15 protein-coding genes are annotated in these 15,772 nt (G+C 52.6%); 9 read left to right on the top strand and 6 right to left on the bottom strand.

What is annotated here, in order from left to right:
* Entirely contained in the window at positions 1-816 is an 816-nt protein-coding gene (locus tag HYS22_08520; protein ID MBI1910196.1) for a pyrroline-5-carboxylate reductase, read from the bottom strand.
* A gap of 27 nt (positions 817-843) precedes the next feature.
* Positions 844-1,590, bottom strand: coding sequence for a YggS family pyridoxal phosphate-dependent enzyme (locus tag HYS22_08525; GenBank protein MBI1910197.1), 747 nt, complete (start codon positions 1,588-1,590; stop codon positions 844-846).
* Between the two features lie 101 nt (positions 1,591-1,691).
* On the opposite strand from HYS22_08525, the gene HYS22_08530 reads away from it, so the two are divergent.
* From HYS22_08530 to HYS22_08540, 3 genes are read left to right on the top strand one after another with little or no spacing between them, the layout of a single operon-like run.
* Positions 1,692-3,761 (top strand): serine protein kinase, encoded by a 2,070-nt coding sequence (locus HYS22_08530; protein MBI1910198.1) that lies wholly within the window; start codon positions 1,692-1,694, stop codon positions 3,759-3,761.
* The gene (locus HYS22_08535) at positions 3,762-4,892 is read left to right on the top strand and encodes a DUF444 family protein (GenBank protein MBI1910199.1); all 1,131 of its coding nucleotides are present in this window, start codon (positions 3,762-3,764) and stop codon (positions 4,890-4,892) included.
* Between the two features lie 2 nt (positions 4,893-4,894).
* Positions 4,895-6,199: a SpoVR family protein gene (locus tag HYS22_08540; GenBank protein ID MBI1910200.1), complete on the top strand. Its 1,305-nt coding sequence runs from the start codon at positions 4,895-4,897 to the stop codon at positions 6,197-6,199.
* Here HYS22_08540 and HYS22_08545 read toward each other — a convergent pair.
* Both HYS22_08545 and HYS22_08550 read right to left on the bottom strand, forming a co-directional pair.
* A complete protein-coding gene (locus HYS22_08545; protein MBI1910201.1) occupies positions 6,156-6,962 on the bottom strand; it encodes a carotenoid biosynthesis protein in 807 nt (268 codons plus the stop codon). The genes HYS22_08540 and HYS22_08545 overlap by 44 nt on opposite strands.
* A gap of 1 nt (position 6,963) precedes the next feature.
* Positions 6,964-7,986, bottom strand: coding sequence for a response regulator (locus HYS22_08550; GenBank protein ID MBI1910202.1), 1,023 nt, complete (start codon positions 7,984-7,986; stop codon positions 6,964-6,966).
* Between the two features lie 75 nt (positions 7,987-8,061).
* On the opposite strand from HYS22_08550, the gene HYS22_08555 reads away from it, so the two are divergent.
* The 4 genes from HYS22_08555 to HYS22_08570 are packed head-to-tail and all read left to right on the top strand — an operon-like array spanning position 8,062 to position 9,546.
* Positions 8,062-8,340 (top strand): hypothetical protein, encoded by a 279-nt coding sequence (locus tag HYS22_08555; GenBank protein MBI1910203.1) that lies wholly within the window; start codon positions 8,062-8,064, stop codon positions 8,338-8,340.
* Between the two features lie 5 nt (positions 8,341-8,345).
* The gene (locus tag HYS22_08560) at positions 8,346-8,582 is read left to right on the top strand and encodes a hypothetical protein (protein ID MBI1910204.1); all 237 of its coding nucleotides are present in this window, start codon (positions 8,346-8,348) and stop codon (positions 8,580-8,582) included.
* A gap of 1 nt (position 8,583) precedes the next feature.
* Entirely contained in the window at positions 8,584-8,838 is a 255-nt protein-coding gene (locus HYS22_08565) for a vegetative protein (protein ID MBI1910205.1), read from the top strand.
* Between the two features lie 60 nt (positions 8,839-8,898).
* Positions 8,899-9,546 carry an endonuclease III domain-containing protein gene (locus HYS22_08570; protein MBI1910206.1) on the top strand — a complete coding sequence of 216 codons (648 nt, stop codon included), beginning with the start codon at positions 8,899-8,901 and terminating at the stop codon, positions 9,544-9,546.
* On the opposite strand, the gene HYS22_08575 is transcribed toward HYS22_08570, so the two are convergent.
* The gene (locus tag HYS22_08575) at positions 9,536-12,076 is read right to left on the bottom strand and encodes an insulinase family protein (GenBank protein MBI1910207.1); all 2,541 of its coding nucleotides are present in this window, start codon (positions 12,074-12,076) and stop codon (positions 9,536-9,538) included. The two genes, HYS22_08570 and HYS22_08575, sit on opposite strands and share 11 nt — an antisense overlap.
* 64 nt (positions 12,077-12,140) lie before the next feature.
* On the opposite strand from HYS22_08575, the gene HYS22_08580 reads away from it, so the two are divergent.
* Positions 12,141-12,833, top strand: coding sequence for a histidine phosphatase family protein (locus HYS22_08580; GenBank protein MBI1910208.1), 693 nt, complete (start codon positions 12,141-12,143; stop codon positions 12,831-12,833).
* Positions 12,826-14,787: an NAD-dependent DNA ligase LigA gene (ligA, locus tag HYS22_08585; GenBank protein MBI1910209.1), complete on the top strand. Its 1,962-nt coding sequence runs from the start codon at positions 12,826-12,828 to the stop codon at positions 14,785-14,787. Before HYS22_08580 ends, ligA begins: the two co-directional genes overlap by 8 nt.
* Here the strand turns inward: ligA and nadA are convergent.
* Positions 14,782-15,735 carry a quinolinate synthase NadA gene (gene nadA, locus HYS22_08590; protein MBI1910210.1) on the bottom strand — a complete coding sequence of 318 codons (954 nt, stop codon included), beginning with the start codon at positions 15,733-15,735 and terminating at the stop codon, positions 14,782-14,784. The genes ligA and nadA overlap by 6 nt on opposite strands.
* Positions 15,736-15,772 lie beyond the last annotated feature (37 nt).

A 15,772-nucleotide genomic window follows, 5' to 3' on the forward strand; every position in this document is an offset into this window, starting at 1 on the left:
TTAAATCTTTCTTAACTCTTCTGAACGGCGCACATTGGCTACGAGGGCCTGTTCTAATGTTTCTGCGAAATGACGACGAGCCATGACTTTCAGGGCCGCTTCGGTTGTTCCTTTTTTGGAGGTGACCCAGTCCCGCAGGGTGAGGGGAGGGACCCCTGTTTCGAGCGTCATCCGGGCGGCTCCGATGGCTGTTGTGCAAGCGAGCTCTTTGGCCATCTCTTCCGTTAAGCCCCTCTTCTTACCGAATTGGATCAGAGTTTCAAACAGGGTGTAGAAATAGGCGGGACCGCTCCCAGAAATGGCGGTGACGGTATCCAGATGATTCTCCTTTTTGACCCAAACGGTATGTCCAACCGCTTGCATGATCCCCTGCGCCATTTTGCGATCTTGAGGACTGATGCCAGGAGGGGCGTACAGCCCTGTTGTGCCAGAACGGACGAGGCTCGGGTTGTTCGGCATGGTTCGGATAATTTTTAATCGGGGCGACAGCTCTTTTTTAAAAAATCGGGTCTCTTTGCCAGCGGCAATAGAAATATAGAGCTGGTTCGTCCGGACAAACGGTCGGATTTCCGGAAGAACTTCCTTCATCATCTGGGGTTTCACCGCAAGCACAATAATAGGGGCTGAGGCGACCAATAAGGGGTTGGAGGGGAAGCTGACGACGCCGTACTTCTTTTTTAAGTGGATCCGTCTTGGGACGGTTCCGGTGGTGATCCCAATTTCGGAAGGGCGATATTTTTTTTCGGCAATCAGTCCGGCAAGAATCGCCTCCGCCATCTTACCGGCACCGACAAAGCCGATTTTGATTTTTTTCATCAGACCTCTCCCTAACCCTCTCCTTATCTAAGGAGAGGGGATACGTTTTCCAAAGACCCCTGTTCCAATCCGGATCATCGTGGCCCCTTCTTCCAATGCGACCTCATAATCATCGGTCATCCCCATCGAAAGCTCCGTCAAGGGGGATCGGTATAGCTTTTTTTGATTGATCTCGTCCACTGTTTCCTTGAGTCGCCGGAAGTAGGGGCGCGGGTCCTTGGCCGGCGGCGGCAGGGTCATCAGGCCGTGAAGTGAAATGGAGGGGAGGTTGTGACAGACGGTAATAAGGGAGAAAAGCCCTTCTTGGCTGATGCCGGTCTTGCTTGATTCCCCTGCAAGATTAACCTCGATCAAAATTTTCTGTCTCTTTCCAATGGCGGAGGCCTGTTTATCGATCTCACGGGCCAGTTTTTCTGAATCGACCGAATGGATCCATTCCACCTTGTCGATCACCTGTTTGACCTTGTTGGTTTGGAGGTGGCCGATAAAGTGCCAGCGAATTATACGGACGGGTCCTGTCTTTATCAAAAATCCCCCCCCGTCCCCCCCTTTGACAAAGGGGGATGAAGGGGGATTTTCTAATAAGGCATTATATTTGCCCATCAGCTCCTGCGCATAATTTTCCCCAAAATCAATTTGTCCGGCGGCGATCGCCTCAAGGATCTTTTCTTTAGGTTGTCCTTTGCAAACCGCGATGAGTAGGGGCGGTTCGCGAACCGCCCCTACTGCCAAGCGGGAACGGATCTTTTCCAGGTTCTGGGCGATGGCCTCCATCAGAGGAGATTCGTAGCCTATTCGCTGGGGCAATTCAATATCTTGTATCGACTTCCAAAAATGTGGTATAGTGTAACTAGTGAGGATCCCACACAAATTTTATGGAGGGCTCCATGGAAATGATGTCGCTCATCAAGCAGTTTAATAATGCGAGGGAGTTTCAAGAGCTCTCCTGGGATGGGAGTTTGGAGGATTACCTGACGCTATTTCGCAAGAACCCCAGGCTGGCAAGGACCGCCTTTCAGAGGATCTATGACATGATCCTCTCCTATGGGACGGAAGAGTACATCGACACCAAAAAGCCGGTGACCCGTTACCACTTCTTCAAGGACCCGCTGGATAACGGCAAGGACGCGATCTTCGGACTCGACGTTCCTTTGATGAAAATGGTGAATATCTTCAAGGCGGCGGCGAGGGGGTACGGCCCGGAAAAAAGGGTCATCCTCCTCCACGGACCGGTTGGGAGCTCCAAGAGCACCATCGCCCGGCTTTTAAAAAAGGGGATGGAGGCCTATTCCAGGACCGCCGAAGGGGCCCTTTATACCTTCTGGTGGAAACGAAATGGGGTCGAAGACCACCGGATCTTCGCCGGTTCCGAGAGGATCGATTGCCCGATGCATGAAGAGCCGCTCAAACTGATCCCCCCCGATATTCGGGACAAGATGCTCAAAGAGATTAACCGCGACCTTCCAGAAGGACAAAAAGTAGTCGTGGAGGGAGACCTCTGCCCTCCCTGCCGCTGGCTCTTCCGCGAGCTGACGGCCCACTACAAGGGGGACTGGACCAAGGTCTTGAATCATATCCGGGTTCGGCGTCTGGTTTTGTCCGAGAAAGATCGTGTCGGGATCGGGACCTTCCAGCCGAAGGATGAAAAAAACCAGGACTCGACCGAACTGACCGGCGACATCAATTATCGAAAGATCGCCGAATTCGGTTCCGACTCGGACCCGCGGGCCTTCAACTTTGACGGCGAATTCAATATCGCCAATCGGGGCCTTATTGAATTTATCGAAGTCCTGAAACTGGATGTCGCCTTTCTCTACGATCTTCTCGGGGCCTCGCAGGAACACAAGATCAAACCGAAAAAATTTGCGCAAACGGATGTTGATGAAGTAATTCTTGGGCACACGAACGAGGCCGAATACCGGAAACTGCAAAACAACGAATACATGGAGGCGTTGCGTGATCGGACGATGAAGATTGATGTTCCTTACATCACGAAGCTGACCGAGGAGGTGAGGATCTACGAAAGGGACTTTAACGCCGAGAGGATCAAGGGGAAACATATTGCCCCTCATACCCTGGAAATGGCGGCGATGTGGGCAATCCTGACCCGTCTGGAAGAGCCAAAGAAGATGAACATGACGCTTTTGCAGAAATTAAAACTCTATGACGGCAAACTGGTGACCGGTTTTACCGAGGATAACGTCAAGGAACTGCGCAAAGAGACGATTCGGGAGGGGTTGGATGGGATCTCTCCCCGCTACATCCAGGACAAGATCTCCAATGCCCTTGTTCTTGACCGGATCGAGACCTGCGTCAACCCGTTCATGGTGTTGAACGAGCTGGAAAGCGGTCTCAAGCATCACTCCCTGATCCGGAACGAGGAACAGAGGAAAAAATATATGGAACTTCTTTCCGTGGTGAAGGACGAATATGACGAAATTGTCAAAAGTGAGGTTCAACGAGCCGTGGCGGCGGACGAAGAAGCGATCATGCGAATCTGCGGCAATTACATTGACAATGTCAAGGCCTGCACCCAGCGTGAAAAGGTAAAGAACCGGTATAGCGGCCAGTACGAAGAGCCGGATGAGCGTCTGATGCGCGCCATTGAGGAAAAGATTGACATCCCGGAGTCGCGCAAGGACGATTTTCGCCGTGAGATTATGAACTACATCGGGGCCCTCGCGCTCGAGGGGAAGACCTTTAACTTCAAGACCAACGAACGACTCCACCGGGCGCTCGAACTCAAACTTTTTGAGGATCAAAAGGACACCCTGAAATTGACAAGCCTTTTGACGAACGCCGTGGATCGTTCCACACAGGAGAAGATCGATGTCGTCCGGGCCCGTCTGACCAAGAATTACGGCTACTGCGATACCTGTTCGGCCGATATCCTGAACTATGTTGCCAGCATCTTTGCTCGCGGGGATACCAAGGGGACGGCTTGAATGCCCGTCAAAATCGATCAAGACTATAGCCGGTTCAAGCAGATCATCCGGGGCAAGATCAGGAAGGAACTCCGCAAGTTCATCGTCAAGGGGGAGCTGATCGGCAAGCAGGGCAAAGATCTGATCAGCGTTCCCCTCCCTCAAATTGACATCCCTCACTTTACCTACGGAAGCCGCCAGGCGGGAGGCGTTGGTCAAGGAGATGGCCAGCCGGGGACGGTTATTGGTGTGGAGGAGGTGGAGGGGGGAGAGAAGAAGGCGGGGGATCAGCCGGGACAGCATATTCTTGAGGTTGATGTCAGCCTGGAGGAGCTGGCCAGTATCCTGGGGGAGGAACTGGAACTGCCGGCGATCGAACCCAAAGGTCAGGACAACCTTGTGGCTGACAAGGACCGCTACACGAGTGTCAGCCCGATCGGGCCGGACTCCTTGCGCCATTTTAAAAGGACCTATAAACAGGCGCTCAAAAGAGAGATTATTGCGGGAACCTATAACGCGAGACGCCCCTTGGTCACTCCGATCCACGAAGATCGCCGTTTCCGCAGCTGGAAGGATGTCAAGCGGCCGGAACGAAGTGCCGTCATCATGTACCTTATGGATGTCAGCGGCTCGATGGGCAACGAGCAGAAGGAGGTGGTCAGGATTGAGTCGTTCTGGATTGATACCTGGCTCCGGTCGCACTACAAAGGGTTGCGAAGCCGCTATATCGTCCATGACGCCGTGGCACGGGAGGTGGACCAGGAGACCTTCTACCATACCCGTGAATCCGGCGGGACGATCATCTCTTCGGCCTACAAACTTTGCCTGGAATTGATTGACAAGGATTACCCCCTTTCTGAGTGGAATGTGTACGTCTACCACTTCTCCGATGGGGACAACTGGTCCGGCAACGATACCCTGGAGTGTCTCCGGCTTCTGGAAGAGCAGATGCTCCCCCGTGTGAACGTTTTCTGTTACGGACAGGTGGAAAGTGAATACGGCAGCGGCCAGTTTTTGAAAGACCTGTTGGAGCGCTTTACCGAACACAAACAGGTGATTACCTCGAAGATCCCCTCGCGCGAGGCGATCTATGAATCGATCAAGACCTTTTTAGGCAAACCTGGTTCAGGCAAGGGTGATTCACCCAGGTAACAATGACACTGGAGAACTCCTACAGGCGGTTTCGTGACGAGATCAGGGAACATGCGGTCGCCTATGGTCTCGACTTTTTTGAGGTTGTTTTTGAGGTGGTTGATTTCAACGCGATGAACGTGATCGCCTCCTACGGCGGGTTTGCCAATCGCTACCCGCATTGGCGGTTCGGGATGCAGTACGAACAGCTTTCCAAGAGTTATTCCTACGGGCTGACCAAGATCTATGAAATGGTGATCAACAACGACCCTTGTTACGCCTACCTCCTGGAGGCGAACAGCCCGGTGGACCAGAAGACGGTGATGGCGCACGTTTATGGGCACTCCGATTTTTTCAAAAACAATCACGCCTTTGCCAAGACCAACCGGAAAATGATCGACGAGATGGGAAACCACCGGGCCAAGGTTTTTCGCCTGATGTCCGCTCACGGGATGGAAGCGGTCGAGGACTTCTGTGACACCTGTCTCTCCCTGGACAACCTGATCGATTACCAGAATCCGGGGAGCCCGAGGGACCTCCTCCTTGTGCTTCTTGAAAAAGCCCCCCTGGAGACCTGGCAACAGGAAATCCTTTCCGTGATTCGGGAGGAAGCGTATTATTTTGCCCCGCAGGCGGCGACCAAGATCATGAACGAGGGGTGGGCCGCCTATTGGCATTCCAAGATCATGACGGAGAAGGCACTCCATGACAATGAACTGATCGACTATGCCGACCACCACTCAGGAACACTGGCACCGAGCGCCGGGAAACTCAATCCGTACAAGATCGGAATGGAACTTTTCAAGGATGTCGAAGAGCGCTGGAACAAGGGGAAGTTTGGCAAGGAGTATGAAGAATGCCCCTCCATGGTGGAGAAACAGAAATGGGACAGGAAACTGGGGCAGGGGCGGGAGAAGGTCTTTGAGGTCCGGAAGTTTCATACCGATGTTACCTTCATGGATGCCTTTCTCACGGAGGAATTTTGCCGGCGGAACAAACTCTACACCTATGCCTACAACCCCAATACCGGTACCTATGAGATCACCGACCGTGATTTTCCAAAGGTGAAGGAGAAACTCCTGCAAGGCCTGACAAACATCGGCCAACCGGTTATCCAGAAGGTGGATGACAACTACGAGGGACGGGGAGAACTCTACCTGAAACAGCAACATGAGGGGGTTGATCTCCGGATCGATTACGCCAAGGAGACCCTGAAAAATCTTTATGCCGTCTGGAAGAAACCGGTTCATCTGGAGACGATTGTCGAATCAATCCCAAAGATTCTCAGCCATGACGCCGACGGCGAGAGAGAAAGAAGATTAGACTAAAACCGATCGCCAGCCAAAACACCCCACAAAGGGCCAGGAAAAATTCTCCGATCCAGAGGGTCAGGGTCAGATTAAAGAGGACAATGGCACCGTAGAGCAGAGGGCCTGTAAATCCCCCTGTTTCCCCCTTTGTCAAAGGGGGACTAAGGGGGATTTTTTTACTAACCCACGAAAACACCGAAAAAATCACCAGCGCCACCAAAAACCAGCCGGCAAAATTAGAAAGGGGAATGCCGAAATAAAGACCGGGTGAGGCGTAGTCATAGATCTTTCCCAAGAACCATCGGTCACCGCGGTAGGCGAGCGGGTCGGCCAGGAGATCGAGTACGACCATCAGGAGGGAAGCCGAAAAAATAATCTCCCCTCCCTTGATGGGAGGGGATGAAGGGGAGGGTGATCCCAGGGCCACCCTCTCCCTCACCCTCCCCCATCGGAGGGGGAGGGGAAAATGATGGAGAAATTCCGCCATCGCCAGACTCGCGTAGGCCATAAAGACATAAGAGAGGGAATCCCAGAGGGGAACTCCAAAGACCATCGTTTCGCCCGGCATATTTTCATAAAGATAGAAATATCGTCCATACGGGAATCCATTACGGATGGAGCTTGCCTCGGAGGCGAGGGCGACGGTATAACCGATCAGGAGGAAAAGAAATGTCTGGCGTCCCCCCCGACTCAACCCGCTGGTCACCAGAAATCCTGCGAGAAAGAGGAAGATATAAGGGCGGTGGGTGAGGGTTATTAGTAAAGAGTCGAGGATTGCCACGTCAGAGGTCGCGTTCGGTCTTGAGGATTTTTATGAAAATGTCCAGCAGGTGGGGGTCCCACTGTCCGCTGTTTCTCTCATTTTCAAGAATCTTCAGCGCCTCCTCGAATTTCATCCCTTTCCGGTACGGCCGATCGGTTGTCATCGCGTCGAAACTGTCGACAATGGCTCCAATCCGCCCGGCAAGCGGGATTCCTTCCCCCTTGACCTTCTCGGGGTAACCGCTTCCGTCGAAATTCTCATGGTGATTGTGGATGACACAGAGGCAGGGCTGCAGCGATTTGAGCCCCTTGCAGATCTCAAAACCCCTCTGGGGGTGGGATTGCACATGGGCCCATTCTTCGGGGGTCAGCGGCCCCGGCTTGTGGAGTATTTCTTCTTTGACGCCGATCTTGCCGATATCATGAAGAAGGGCCCCCTTGCGGATATACTCCTGATCCTTATCCGAAAGCCCGATCGCCCGGGCCAGTTTCAGGGCATAAACGGCGACCCTTTCGGAATGACCGCGGGTGTAGACGTCCTTCGCCTCCAGGGCTCGTGCGAGTGAAAAGAGGATGTTCTCGCTGGAGTCCAGATCATCATACAATTCTTTCATATGCAGGAGAGACCGGACGCGCGTGGTCAACTCCAGCTTGTTATACGGCTTGATCAGAAAATCATCGGCGCCGATTTCAATCGCCTTGAGTTTGTCCGTCAATTCCCGGAGGGCGGTAACGATGATGATCGGGATGAACTGTGTGTTCTTGTCCCCCTTCAGGGTTTTGCAGACCTCGTAGCCGTTCATTCGGGGCATCATCAGATCGAGGAGGATCAGGTCCGGGTGCCAGTTTTTGACCTTTTCCAACGCCTCGATTCCGTCATAGGCGCTCTCCAGATCGTAATCGAAGGCCTTGAGCTGCATCCGAAAGAGTTCCAGATTCGCCTGATTGTCATCCACGATCAGGACACGCGGTTTACGGGTCGGAGAGAGGGTTATGAGGGGAGGGGACGGGCTGTTCTTCTGGACGGGCGACACCGGTTCCATAGGGGAGGGATCCTAACAAAATAACCTTTCTATGTCCACTTGACAAAAACTGAATTGGAGCGATGATACTCCCTCATGTTCTGGCTCCTCAAAAAGATCCTTTTCTGGACGGCCGCCGTTTTCCTGATCCTTTGGATTCTGAAAATCCCTTACGAGGGGAAACCGGTCAAAGAGCACCTCCTTGAATTTTACCGTGCCCCGTTGATCCAGGAGATTGTACGGTTTGGCCGGGAAACGGTTGGCGAACAACTGGATAAATTTTTGAACAAGGAGGGGGCTGAAAAGCCGATGGAAAACCTCAATTCGGAGGATCGCAAAAAACTGGAAGGGCTTCTGAAAAAGGAGTCGCATTGAGGTTTTTGCGGTATCTGTTGGCGGGGCTTGTCGTTGTTGTCGGGCTCGTTACCCTCAGTTGGTTGCAAGGACGGTTTGACAAGGGGGATAAACAGAGGGCGCTCCAGGCGGTTCTTCTCCAGGAGCCTGAAGCAACCGATTGCCGGGCAACAATGGTTTCCCGTTTTAAGGGGACGGTTCAGGTCGATTGTCGGGATCATTCCTGGCGTGTGAATGTGGTCAAAGGGGTTATAGGAGAATAAAATGGAAAACAATAAAGAAAAGAAATGCAAGAATGAAGGGTGCAAGAGACCCTACCGAGCCAAGGGGTATTGTACAGTTCATTACAAGAAATGGCGTCATGGGGAGCTGGCCCACCCCCGTTACAAGACCTGTGTTTCGGAAGGGTGCCGCAAACCGAGAAAATTGGGGTCTCTTTGTACGGAACATGCCGGGATCAAGACGGAAGAGGCTCCCAAAAAGGCGCCGGCTCCTGCTGCTGAAACACCCGCTACCTAAAATGACCTCGTTGTCACCCTCCCCTTTATCCCCTCCCATCGAGGGAGGGGGAGTTTTTTTGTGAGAAATCCTCTTCTTTTATATTATGAAACCGCCCTTAAGGCCTTGGGCCCCCAGCATTGGTGGCCCGGAGAGACCCCTTTTGAGGTCTGTGTCGGGGCGATCCTGACGCAAAACACCAATTGGCAAAATGTCGAAAAGGCGATCGTTAATCTGAAATCAAAAGATCTTCTTGACCCTCACCGGATTTACGCCCTCTCGCCGCGACAGCTCGCCGAACTGATCCGCCCGGCCGGGTATTTTAATATCAAGACGAAGCGGCTCAGAAATTTTCTCAAATTCTTGATCGATGAATACGAGGGAAACCTTAACCGGATGTTTGAGGAGCGTCTGGAAACTTTGAGAGAAAAACTCCTCAATGTTTCCGGGATCGGCAAGGAGACGGCCGATTCTATCCTTCTTTATGCCGGGAATAAGCCGGTTTTTGTCGTGGACGCCTATACCAAGAGGATTCTTTTACGGCATGAGATGATTGACGAAGAAGCGGACTACGACCAGGTCCAGGAGTATTTGACCTCACACCTCCCCGAAGATCGAAAGCTCTATAACGAGTTCCATGCCTTAATCGTCATGATCGGAAAAAATTTCTGCAAGACGAAGCCGGATTGTGAGAGATGTCCCCTCAAGGAATTTTTACCTAAGGCCTGACGATCGACAACACCGCCTGATCCAATTTCAGGTATTTTCTGGCGACCTCCAAAACATCCTGACGGGTGACCTCGCGGATCTTTTTGGGGTATTCGCTGAACTCCTCAAGGGGAAGGCCGTAGATCCTGTCAGTGGCGAGGAGTGCCGCTACGGAACTGTTTTTCTGGAGGTCTAGTTCGTAGTTTCCGGCAATGTAATTTTGAGACCGACCCAGCTCTTCCACGGAGACGAAATCGGTGCTGATCTTTTCCAATTCCTGTCGAATCCCGTCGATTGCCACCTCCACGTTTTTAGGATCAGTTCCCATATAAACGGAGAAGAAGCCGGGTTCAATCCCCTCCTGCGATTGCGAAGAGATGGCATAGGCCAGCCCCTTCTTGTCACGCAACTCGAGGAAAAGGCGCCCCCCTTGGCCGGCAAGAATGGAGTTCAGCACCTCCAGGGAATACCGGTCAGGGCTATTGATCCGGGTCCCCAGAAATCCAAGGACAATGTGGGCCTGTTTTTTGTCACGGCGGCTGGTTCTCTCCTGAAGATTTTTTGGGGGGGTTGGCTGGAGGGGAAGACGAAATCCAAGGTTCCCGGCCGGGAGTGATTCGAGTTTTTCCGCAAGTCTTGCCTTTAATTCTTCCGTTTGGAAATCGCCGGAAACGGCAATGACCAGGTTCCTGGCGGTCAACGTCTTCCTGTAGTGGTTTACCAACATCGGGTGAGAGAGTGAGGGGACTGTTTTGCGTGTCCCTAAACCGGGGAGGCCGTAAGGGTGTTTCGGATAAAGTTGGGCTAGGAACTCCTTGAAGGCAACCGAGGGGAGAGAATCCTCCTGGCTCTTGATTTCCGTAAGGACATTGGTCTTTTCTTTTTTAATTTCTTCTTCGGGAAAACTCGGGTGAAGGAGCAGTTCGGTAAAGAGTTGAATCCCCTCCGCCATGTGGCTCGCCAGAAACGTAGCCTTGAGCCCTAGTGTGTTGCGGCTCCCATAGGCTGAAAAACCCCCTGAAAGCGCCTCGGCCTGTTCGGAGATCTCCTGCGAGGAGCGGGTGGCTGTCCCTTTACTCCAGACAAGCGACAAGAGGTGATTAATCCCGTTATTCGTCCTATTTTCCAAACGAAGGCCGCCCAGTGAGGCGGTTCGGAGCGAGACCACCGGAACGGTCCTGTTTTCACGGAAGATCAGAGAGGCCCCATTTTTAAGTTTTTCGAGGGTGATCTGTCTTTTAGAAGAGGGGAGCCCCGTTTTTTTGTTGAAACCGTCCTGAAAGGCTGACTGCAACCGGTTTTGAGTGATTTTCTGTTTTTCAGGGAAGCAAAGGGCGGAGGTCATATTCTCCAGACGAAAGTATTTCCGGGCCGCCTCCCGGATCGCCTCCGGCGTGACCGTCTCAATCCTTTGATAATAGAGCTCTTCAAAGTGAAAGTCGCCGGTAATCCCCTCGAAGAAGCCGATTTTTCGGGCGATCCCCTCCACCGTTTCTCTCTCGTAAATAAGGGAGCTCTTGATATTCGCCTTGGCCCGCTCCAGTTCCTGAAGGGAGACCGTCTCCTTTTTGATCTGCTCCATTTCCTGGGCGATTGCTTCCGAGGCCTTGTACAGTTTTCCGTTCGGGAAAAGGGCACCGACCAGAAAGAGACAGGGGTCTTTGGGTGTGTAGGCAGAGGCATAGATGGAAGAGACCAGTTGCTTTTTTTCCTTGACCACCTGTTCCAGTCGTGAACTTTCCCCCCCGCCCAGAATATGGGAGAGGGTATCCAGAACAGGAACCTCCTCATGGAGGATTCCAGGGATGTGGAAGCCGATGTCGAGATAATTCCCCTCAATCTTCATCGGGGCCAGATGGCACCGGAAGATTTTCTGTTCCGGTTCTGGAGGGATGACGACAACCGGTGGTTTTTGGGAAGAGAGGGGAGAAAAGAGTTTTTCGATTTCTCCCAGAATTTTTTGTCTTTGAAAATCGCCGACGATGACGAGCAACATATTAGGGGCGACGTACCAGCGATGAAAAAAGTCCAGAATCTTTTCGCGGGGAAAGGAACGGACCGTCTCACGGGATCCGGCGATCGGTCGGCCGTAGGTATGGGTGGTGAACGCCTCGCGGAAGAGGTGTTCGCCGACCAGGCGGCTCGGGTTGTCTTCCGAGCGGGAGATCTCCTCCACGACCACCTCTTTTTCGCGGGCCAGCTCAGTGGCATCAAACTGGGAGTGGAGTGCGGCATCTGCCAAAATATCCAGTCCCTTGGCATAAAAACGGCTCGCCATGTTGATGTAATAGACGGTTTCATCAAAGGAGGTGTAGGCATTGATGTCGCCGCCGGCCGCCTCGACCTCTCTCGCAATCTCTCCAACCCGCCGTTTCAGGGTCCCCTTGAAAAGCATATGCTCCATAACGTGGCAGAGACCCGCTTCGTCATCAGTTTCACTGGCACTGCCCACTTTCACCCAGAGATTGAGGGAGATCACCGGGGCCTGATGATTTTCCTGCAGAAGAACTGTCAATCCGTTAGGCAAAATGGTCTTAAAAGGTTTTTGCATGAGGAACGCATAAGGACAGAAAACAACCTTGATTTCAAGCTGTAAAGTGGAATAACAATAGGGGATGTCGCTTCAAATCCTCCTTGTCCGCCACGGACAAACTGAATGGAATAAACAACAAAGGATCATGGGGCGTCTTCCGGTAGGATTGAATGCCGAGGGGCGTCGTCAGGCAAGGCTCCTGGGGACTGCTCTTAAGGAAGTTGCGATTGACCGGATCTATACGAGTCCGCTCAAGCGGGCTTGTGAGACAGCGGCCTTCCTCAAGAATGGAAGAAGGATCCGGTTGGAAAAGGCGGAGGCCCTCAAAGAGATTGAATATGGACAGTGGGTCGGCCGAACCTTTTCCGAAATCCGCTATGATCCGGCTTATCGGATTTACCATACGCAACCCTCCAGGAGCCGCGTTCCCGGGGGGGAGAGTCTTATCGCGGTCCGGAAAAGGGCCGTTGGTTTCATCGAAAGTTTGAGGAAAAAGTGGTCCAAAGGGGGAATGCTGGTGACTGTCTCCCATGCTGATGTCATCAAACTGATCCTGACCCATTACCTCAGTCTCGATATCGACAACTTCCAGAGGATCCGGATTGATAACGGCTCTCTTTCACTCCTTTTCTTTGAGGAGTCTCCACCCAAGGGTGGTTCACCCAAGGGCGGTTCATCCAGGGGCCCAAAAAGGGAAAGGGTCATTACCATCAATTCCCATCCTTATCTGGACAAGGCCTCCCAGCTCTGGATCCCAAGAAGATTGTATGGGTAAAAGGGAAAAGAGTGCGATCACTGTGGCGGCCCTGGAAAAGGCGATCCGGCGTCACAACCGGCTCTATTTTGAAAAACAGTCCCCCGAAATTTCCGATTACGCATTTGACCGGTTGGTTGAACAATTAAGAAGGTTGAGACCGGACTCTCCCCTCCTGAGCGAAATCCCGTCTGAATCAGCCCCGGGTACCAGCCGGTTTGCCGAGGTTCGACATACCTCTCCGATGTTGTCGCTGGACAAGTGTTACCGTGAGGAGGACTTAAACGATTGGATGGATAAATTTGAGGGGGAGGTTGTTGCCTCTCCCAAAGTTGACGGTTGTGCGGTGGAACTCCGTTATGACAGGGAAGGGAAACTGATTCTTGCGGCAACGCGCGGAGATGGGGTGGCGGGGGAGGAGATTACGGAAAATGCGCGGATGATCCAGGATATCCCGCAGAAGATCTCCCCTCTCCCCCTGGCGGGAGAGGGGTTGGGGGTGAGGGAGATCCGCGGCGAAATCTACATGCGTCTTTCAGTATTCAAAAATTTTAAGGACTCGTTTGCCAATCCCAGAAATCTGGCGGCCGGGGCGATTAAACAAAAGGATCCAAAAAAAACCGGTGAGTATCAACTCTCTTTTTTTGGCTACGATCTTTTGGGTGTTCCCTTTAAAACCGAATGGGAAAAGATGCAAACCCTCCGTTCACTCGCTGTTCCGGTCGTCGAAATCAAAAAGGTTCCCAGGGAAAAGAGGCAGGAGGTCTACGACGATTTTCTGGGCCATCGGGGGAGTTTCGATTTTGAGACCGACGGCGTTGTCTTTAAGGCGGACCGGATTGAGGAACAAAAGAGGCTGGGAAATACCGCCCATCACCCCCGTTACGCGATCGCCTACAAGTTCCAGGGGGATTCCGGGAAAACCGTCCTGAAAGATGTCGAGTGGAGTGTCGCACGGACCGGTGTAATCACGCCGGTCGGGATTGTCGAGCCGGTCGAGCTTTCCGGGGCGACGGTAACCCGTGTTTCTCTCCACAACTATGGCCTCATGAAACAAAAAGGGGTCCGGATCGGGGCGAAGGTCTTGATGATCCGGCGTGGTGGTGTCATACCGAATCTGGAATCGGTCATTGAGGCTGGCCGCGGTTCTGTTGTGGAGGCCCCGAAGAGATGCCCCTCGTGCGGCGCCCCGACGGAGATCCGAGACGATTTTCTCCATTGTACCAACGCCAAAAATTGTAGTCAGACGAAGGTTGGGGAATTGAAACATTTTGTCCAGGTGACGGAGATTGAGGGGTTTGGCGACAAATTAATTGAAAGACTTTATGAAAATGGTTTTGTCCAGGACCCGGCTGATTTTTATTTGCTCACCAAAGAGCAATTATTGGAGATTGAACGGATGGGGGAGGTTTTGGCGACAAAACTGATCGGGAATATCCAAGCAAAAAGGGAACTCCCGCTCGATCTTTTTCTCCGGGCGCTCGGGATTCGGGAGCTGGCCAAGCATACCTCGAAGATTCTGACAAAAGAGTTTGGGGGCTTGACGAGACTTTTTAAGGTGACGGAAGAGGAGCTCTCCGCGATCCACACCGTTGGCGAGGTGATTGCCAAAGAGGTGGTGGCGGGGTTGAAGAAAAAAAGGCCGTTGATTGAAAAATTATTGAAACACGTTCGAATCCCCTCTCCCTTGAGGGGAGAGGGTCAGGGAGAGGGTGACCGGGGCAAACCGTTTCACGGCAAGAAATTTCTTTTTACGGGCAGTCTCCTTTCCATGGAACGACGCGAGGCCGAAAAACGGGTCGAAGAAAAAGGGGGTTGGGTCGCCTCCGGCGTGACGCAAGAGCTCGATTATCTGGTGGTCGGTGATGGAGGGGGAGCCGGTTCTAAATTAGAGAAGGCCAAAAAACTTCAGGCCAAAGGGGGAAAGGTAAAGATTATTTCTGAAAAGGAGTGGAAGGAGATGGTGGGTCTATGAATCCGTCAGCTCAAACATCCGCTGGAGTGGTTTCAGGGCGGCCTTGCGGAGTTCTTCCGGCATTGTAATCTCCGGTTTCAAATCACGCAAACAAAGGTAGAGTTTTTCGAGCGTATTCTTCTTCATGTGTGGGCATTCGTTGCAGGCGCAGTGGCCGTCCGGCGGGGCAGGGATCAGCCGCTTGCGCGGCGCCATTTTTTCCATGGAGTGCAAAATCCCCGACTCAGTAACAACAATGAATTCCTCCGCAGGATCCTTTTGGACAAATTCGAGGAGTTTTGATGTTGACCCGATAAAATCGGCGTGCGCGAGCACCCGCTCTTCACACTCCGGGTGGGCGATGATCTTGGCCTTGGGATGCCGGACCTTCAGCTGGACCAGTTTTTGTTCGCTAAAGATTTCATGGACGATACAGGTCCCGTTCCAGAGGAGCATCGGGCGTTCCAGTTTTTTGATCAGGTATTGACCCAAATTCCGGTCGGGGGCAAAGAGTATCGGTCTTTCCTTTGGGATCTGACGCACAATCTTTTCCGCGTTGCTGGAAGTGCAGATAATGTCACTTTGTGCCTTGATCGCCGCCGTACAGTTGATGTAGGAGATAACAAGATGGTCCGGATGATTTTTCCGAAATTGGGCGAACTGATCGGAGGGACAGCCCTCCGCAAGCGAACAACCGGCTTCGAGGTCGGGGATCACCACCTTTTTGGAGGGGTTGAGGATCTTGGCGGTCTCTGCCATAAAATGGACCCCCGCAAAGACGATAACCTCCGCTGTTGTCTTTTCGGCCCGGCGGGCGAGCCCCAGACTGTCTTCCACAAAATCGGCCAGGTCCTGGATCTCGGATTCCTGGTAGAAGTGGGCGAGGAGGACGGCGTTCCTCTCCCTTTTCAGACGGAGGATCTCCTCTTCCAGGTTCAATGGGATTGTATGGACAGGGTTGTGTTTCATAAAACAAAATATTTCCCCCTCCCTTGATGGGAGGGGA

The organism is Deltaproteobacteria bacterium, from assembly GCA_016177765.1.
Lineage (GTDB): Bacteria > UBA10199 > UBA10199 > JACPAL01 > JACOUP01 > JACOUP01.

What these genes read in the sequence shown, in the direction of transcription:
- HYS22_08550 (MBI1910202.1), bottom strand. Translation starts at nt 7,986, where the DNA reads ATGGAACCGGTGTCGCCCGTCCAGAAGAACAGCCCGTCCCCTCCCCTC.
- HYS22_08530 (MBI1910198.1), top strand. Translation starts at nt 1,692, where the DNA reads ATGGAGGGCTCCATGGAAATGATGTCGCTCATCAAGCAGTTTAATAAT.
- nadA (MBI1910210.1), bottom strand. Translation starts at nt 15,735, where the DNA reads ATGAAACACAACCCTGTCCATACAATCCCATTGAACCTGGAAGAGGAG.
- HYS22_08535 (MBI1910199.1), top strand. Translation starts at nt 3,762, where the DNA reads ATGCCCGTCAAAATCGATCAAGACTATAGCCGGTTCAAGCAGATCATC.
- HYS22_08565 (MBI1910205.1), top strand. Translation starts at nt 8,584, where the DNA reads ATGGAAAACAATAAAGAAAAGAAATGCAAGAATGAAGGGTGCAAGAGA.
- HYS22_08555 (MBI1910203.1), top strand. Translation starts at nt 8,062, where the DNA reads ATGTTCTGGCTCCTCAAAAAGATCCTTTTCTGGACGGCCGCCGTTTTC.
- HYS22_08540 (MBI1910200.1), top strand. Translation starts at nt 4,895, where the DNA reads ATGACACTGGAGAACTCCTACAGGCGGTTTCGTGACGAGATCAGGGAA.
- HYS22_08575 (MBI1910207.1), bottom strand. Translation starts at nt 12,076, where the DNA reads ATGCAAAAACCTTTTAAGACCATTTTGCCTAACGGATTGACAGTTCTT.
- HYS22_08520 (MBI1910196.1), bottom strand. Translation starts at nt 816, where the DNA reads ATGAAAAAAATCAAAATCGGCTTTGTCGGTGCCGGTAAGATGGCGGAG.
- ligA (MBI1910209.1), top strand. Translation starts at nt 12,826, where the DNA reads ATGGGTAAAAGGGAAAAGAGTGCGATCACTGTGGCGGCCCTGGAAAAG.
- HYS22_08525 (MBI1910197.1), bottom strand. Translation starts at nt 1,590, where the DNA reads ATGGAGGCCATCGCCCAGAACCTGGAAAAGATCCGTTCCCGCTTGGCA.
- HYS22_08580 (MBI1910208.1), top strand. Translation starts at nt 12,141, where the DNA reads ATGTCGCTTCAAATCCTCCTTGTCCGCCACGGACAAACTGAATGGAAT.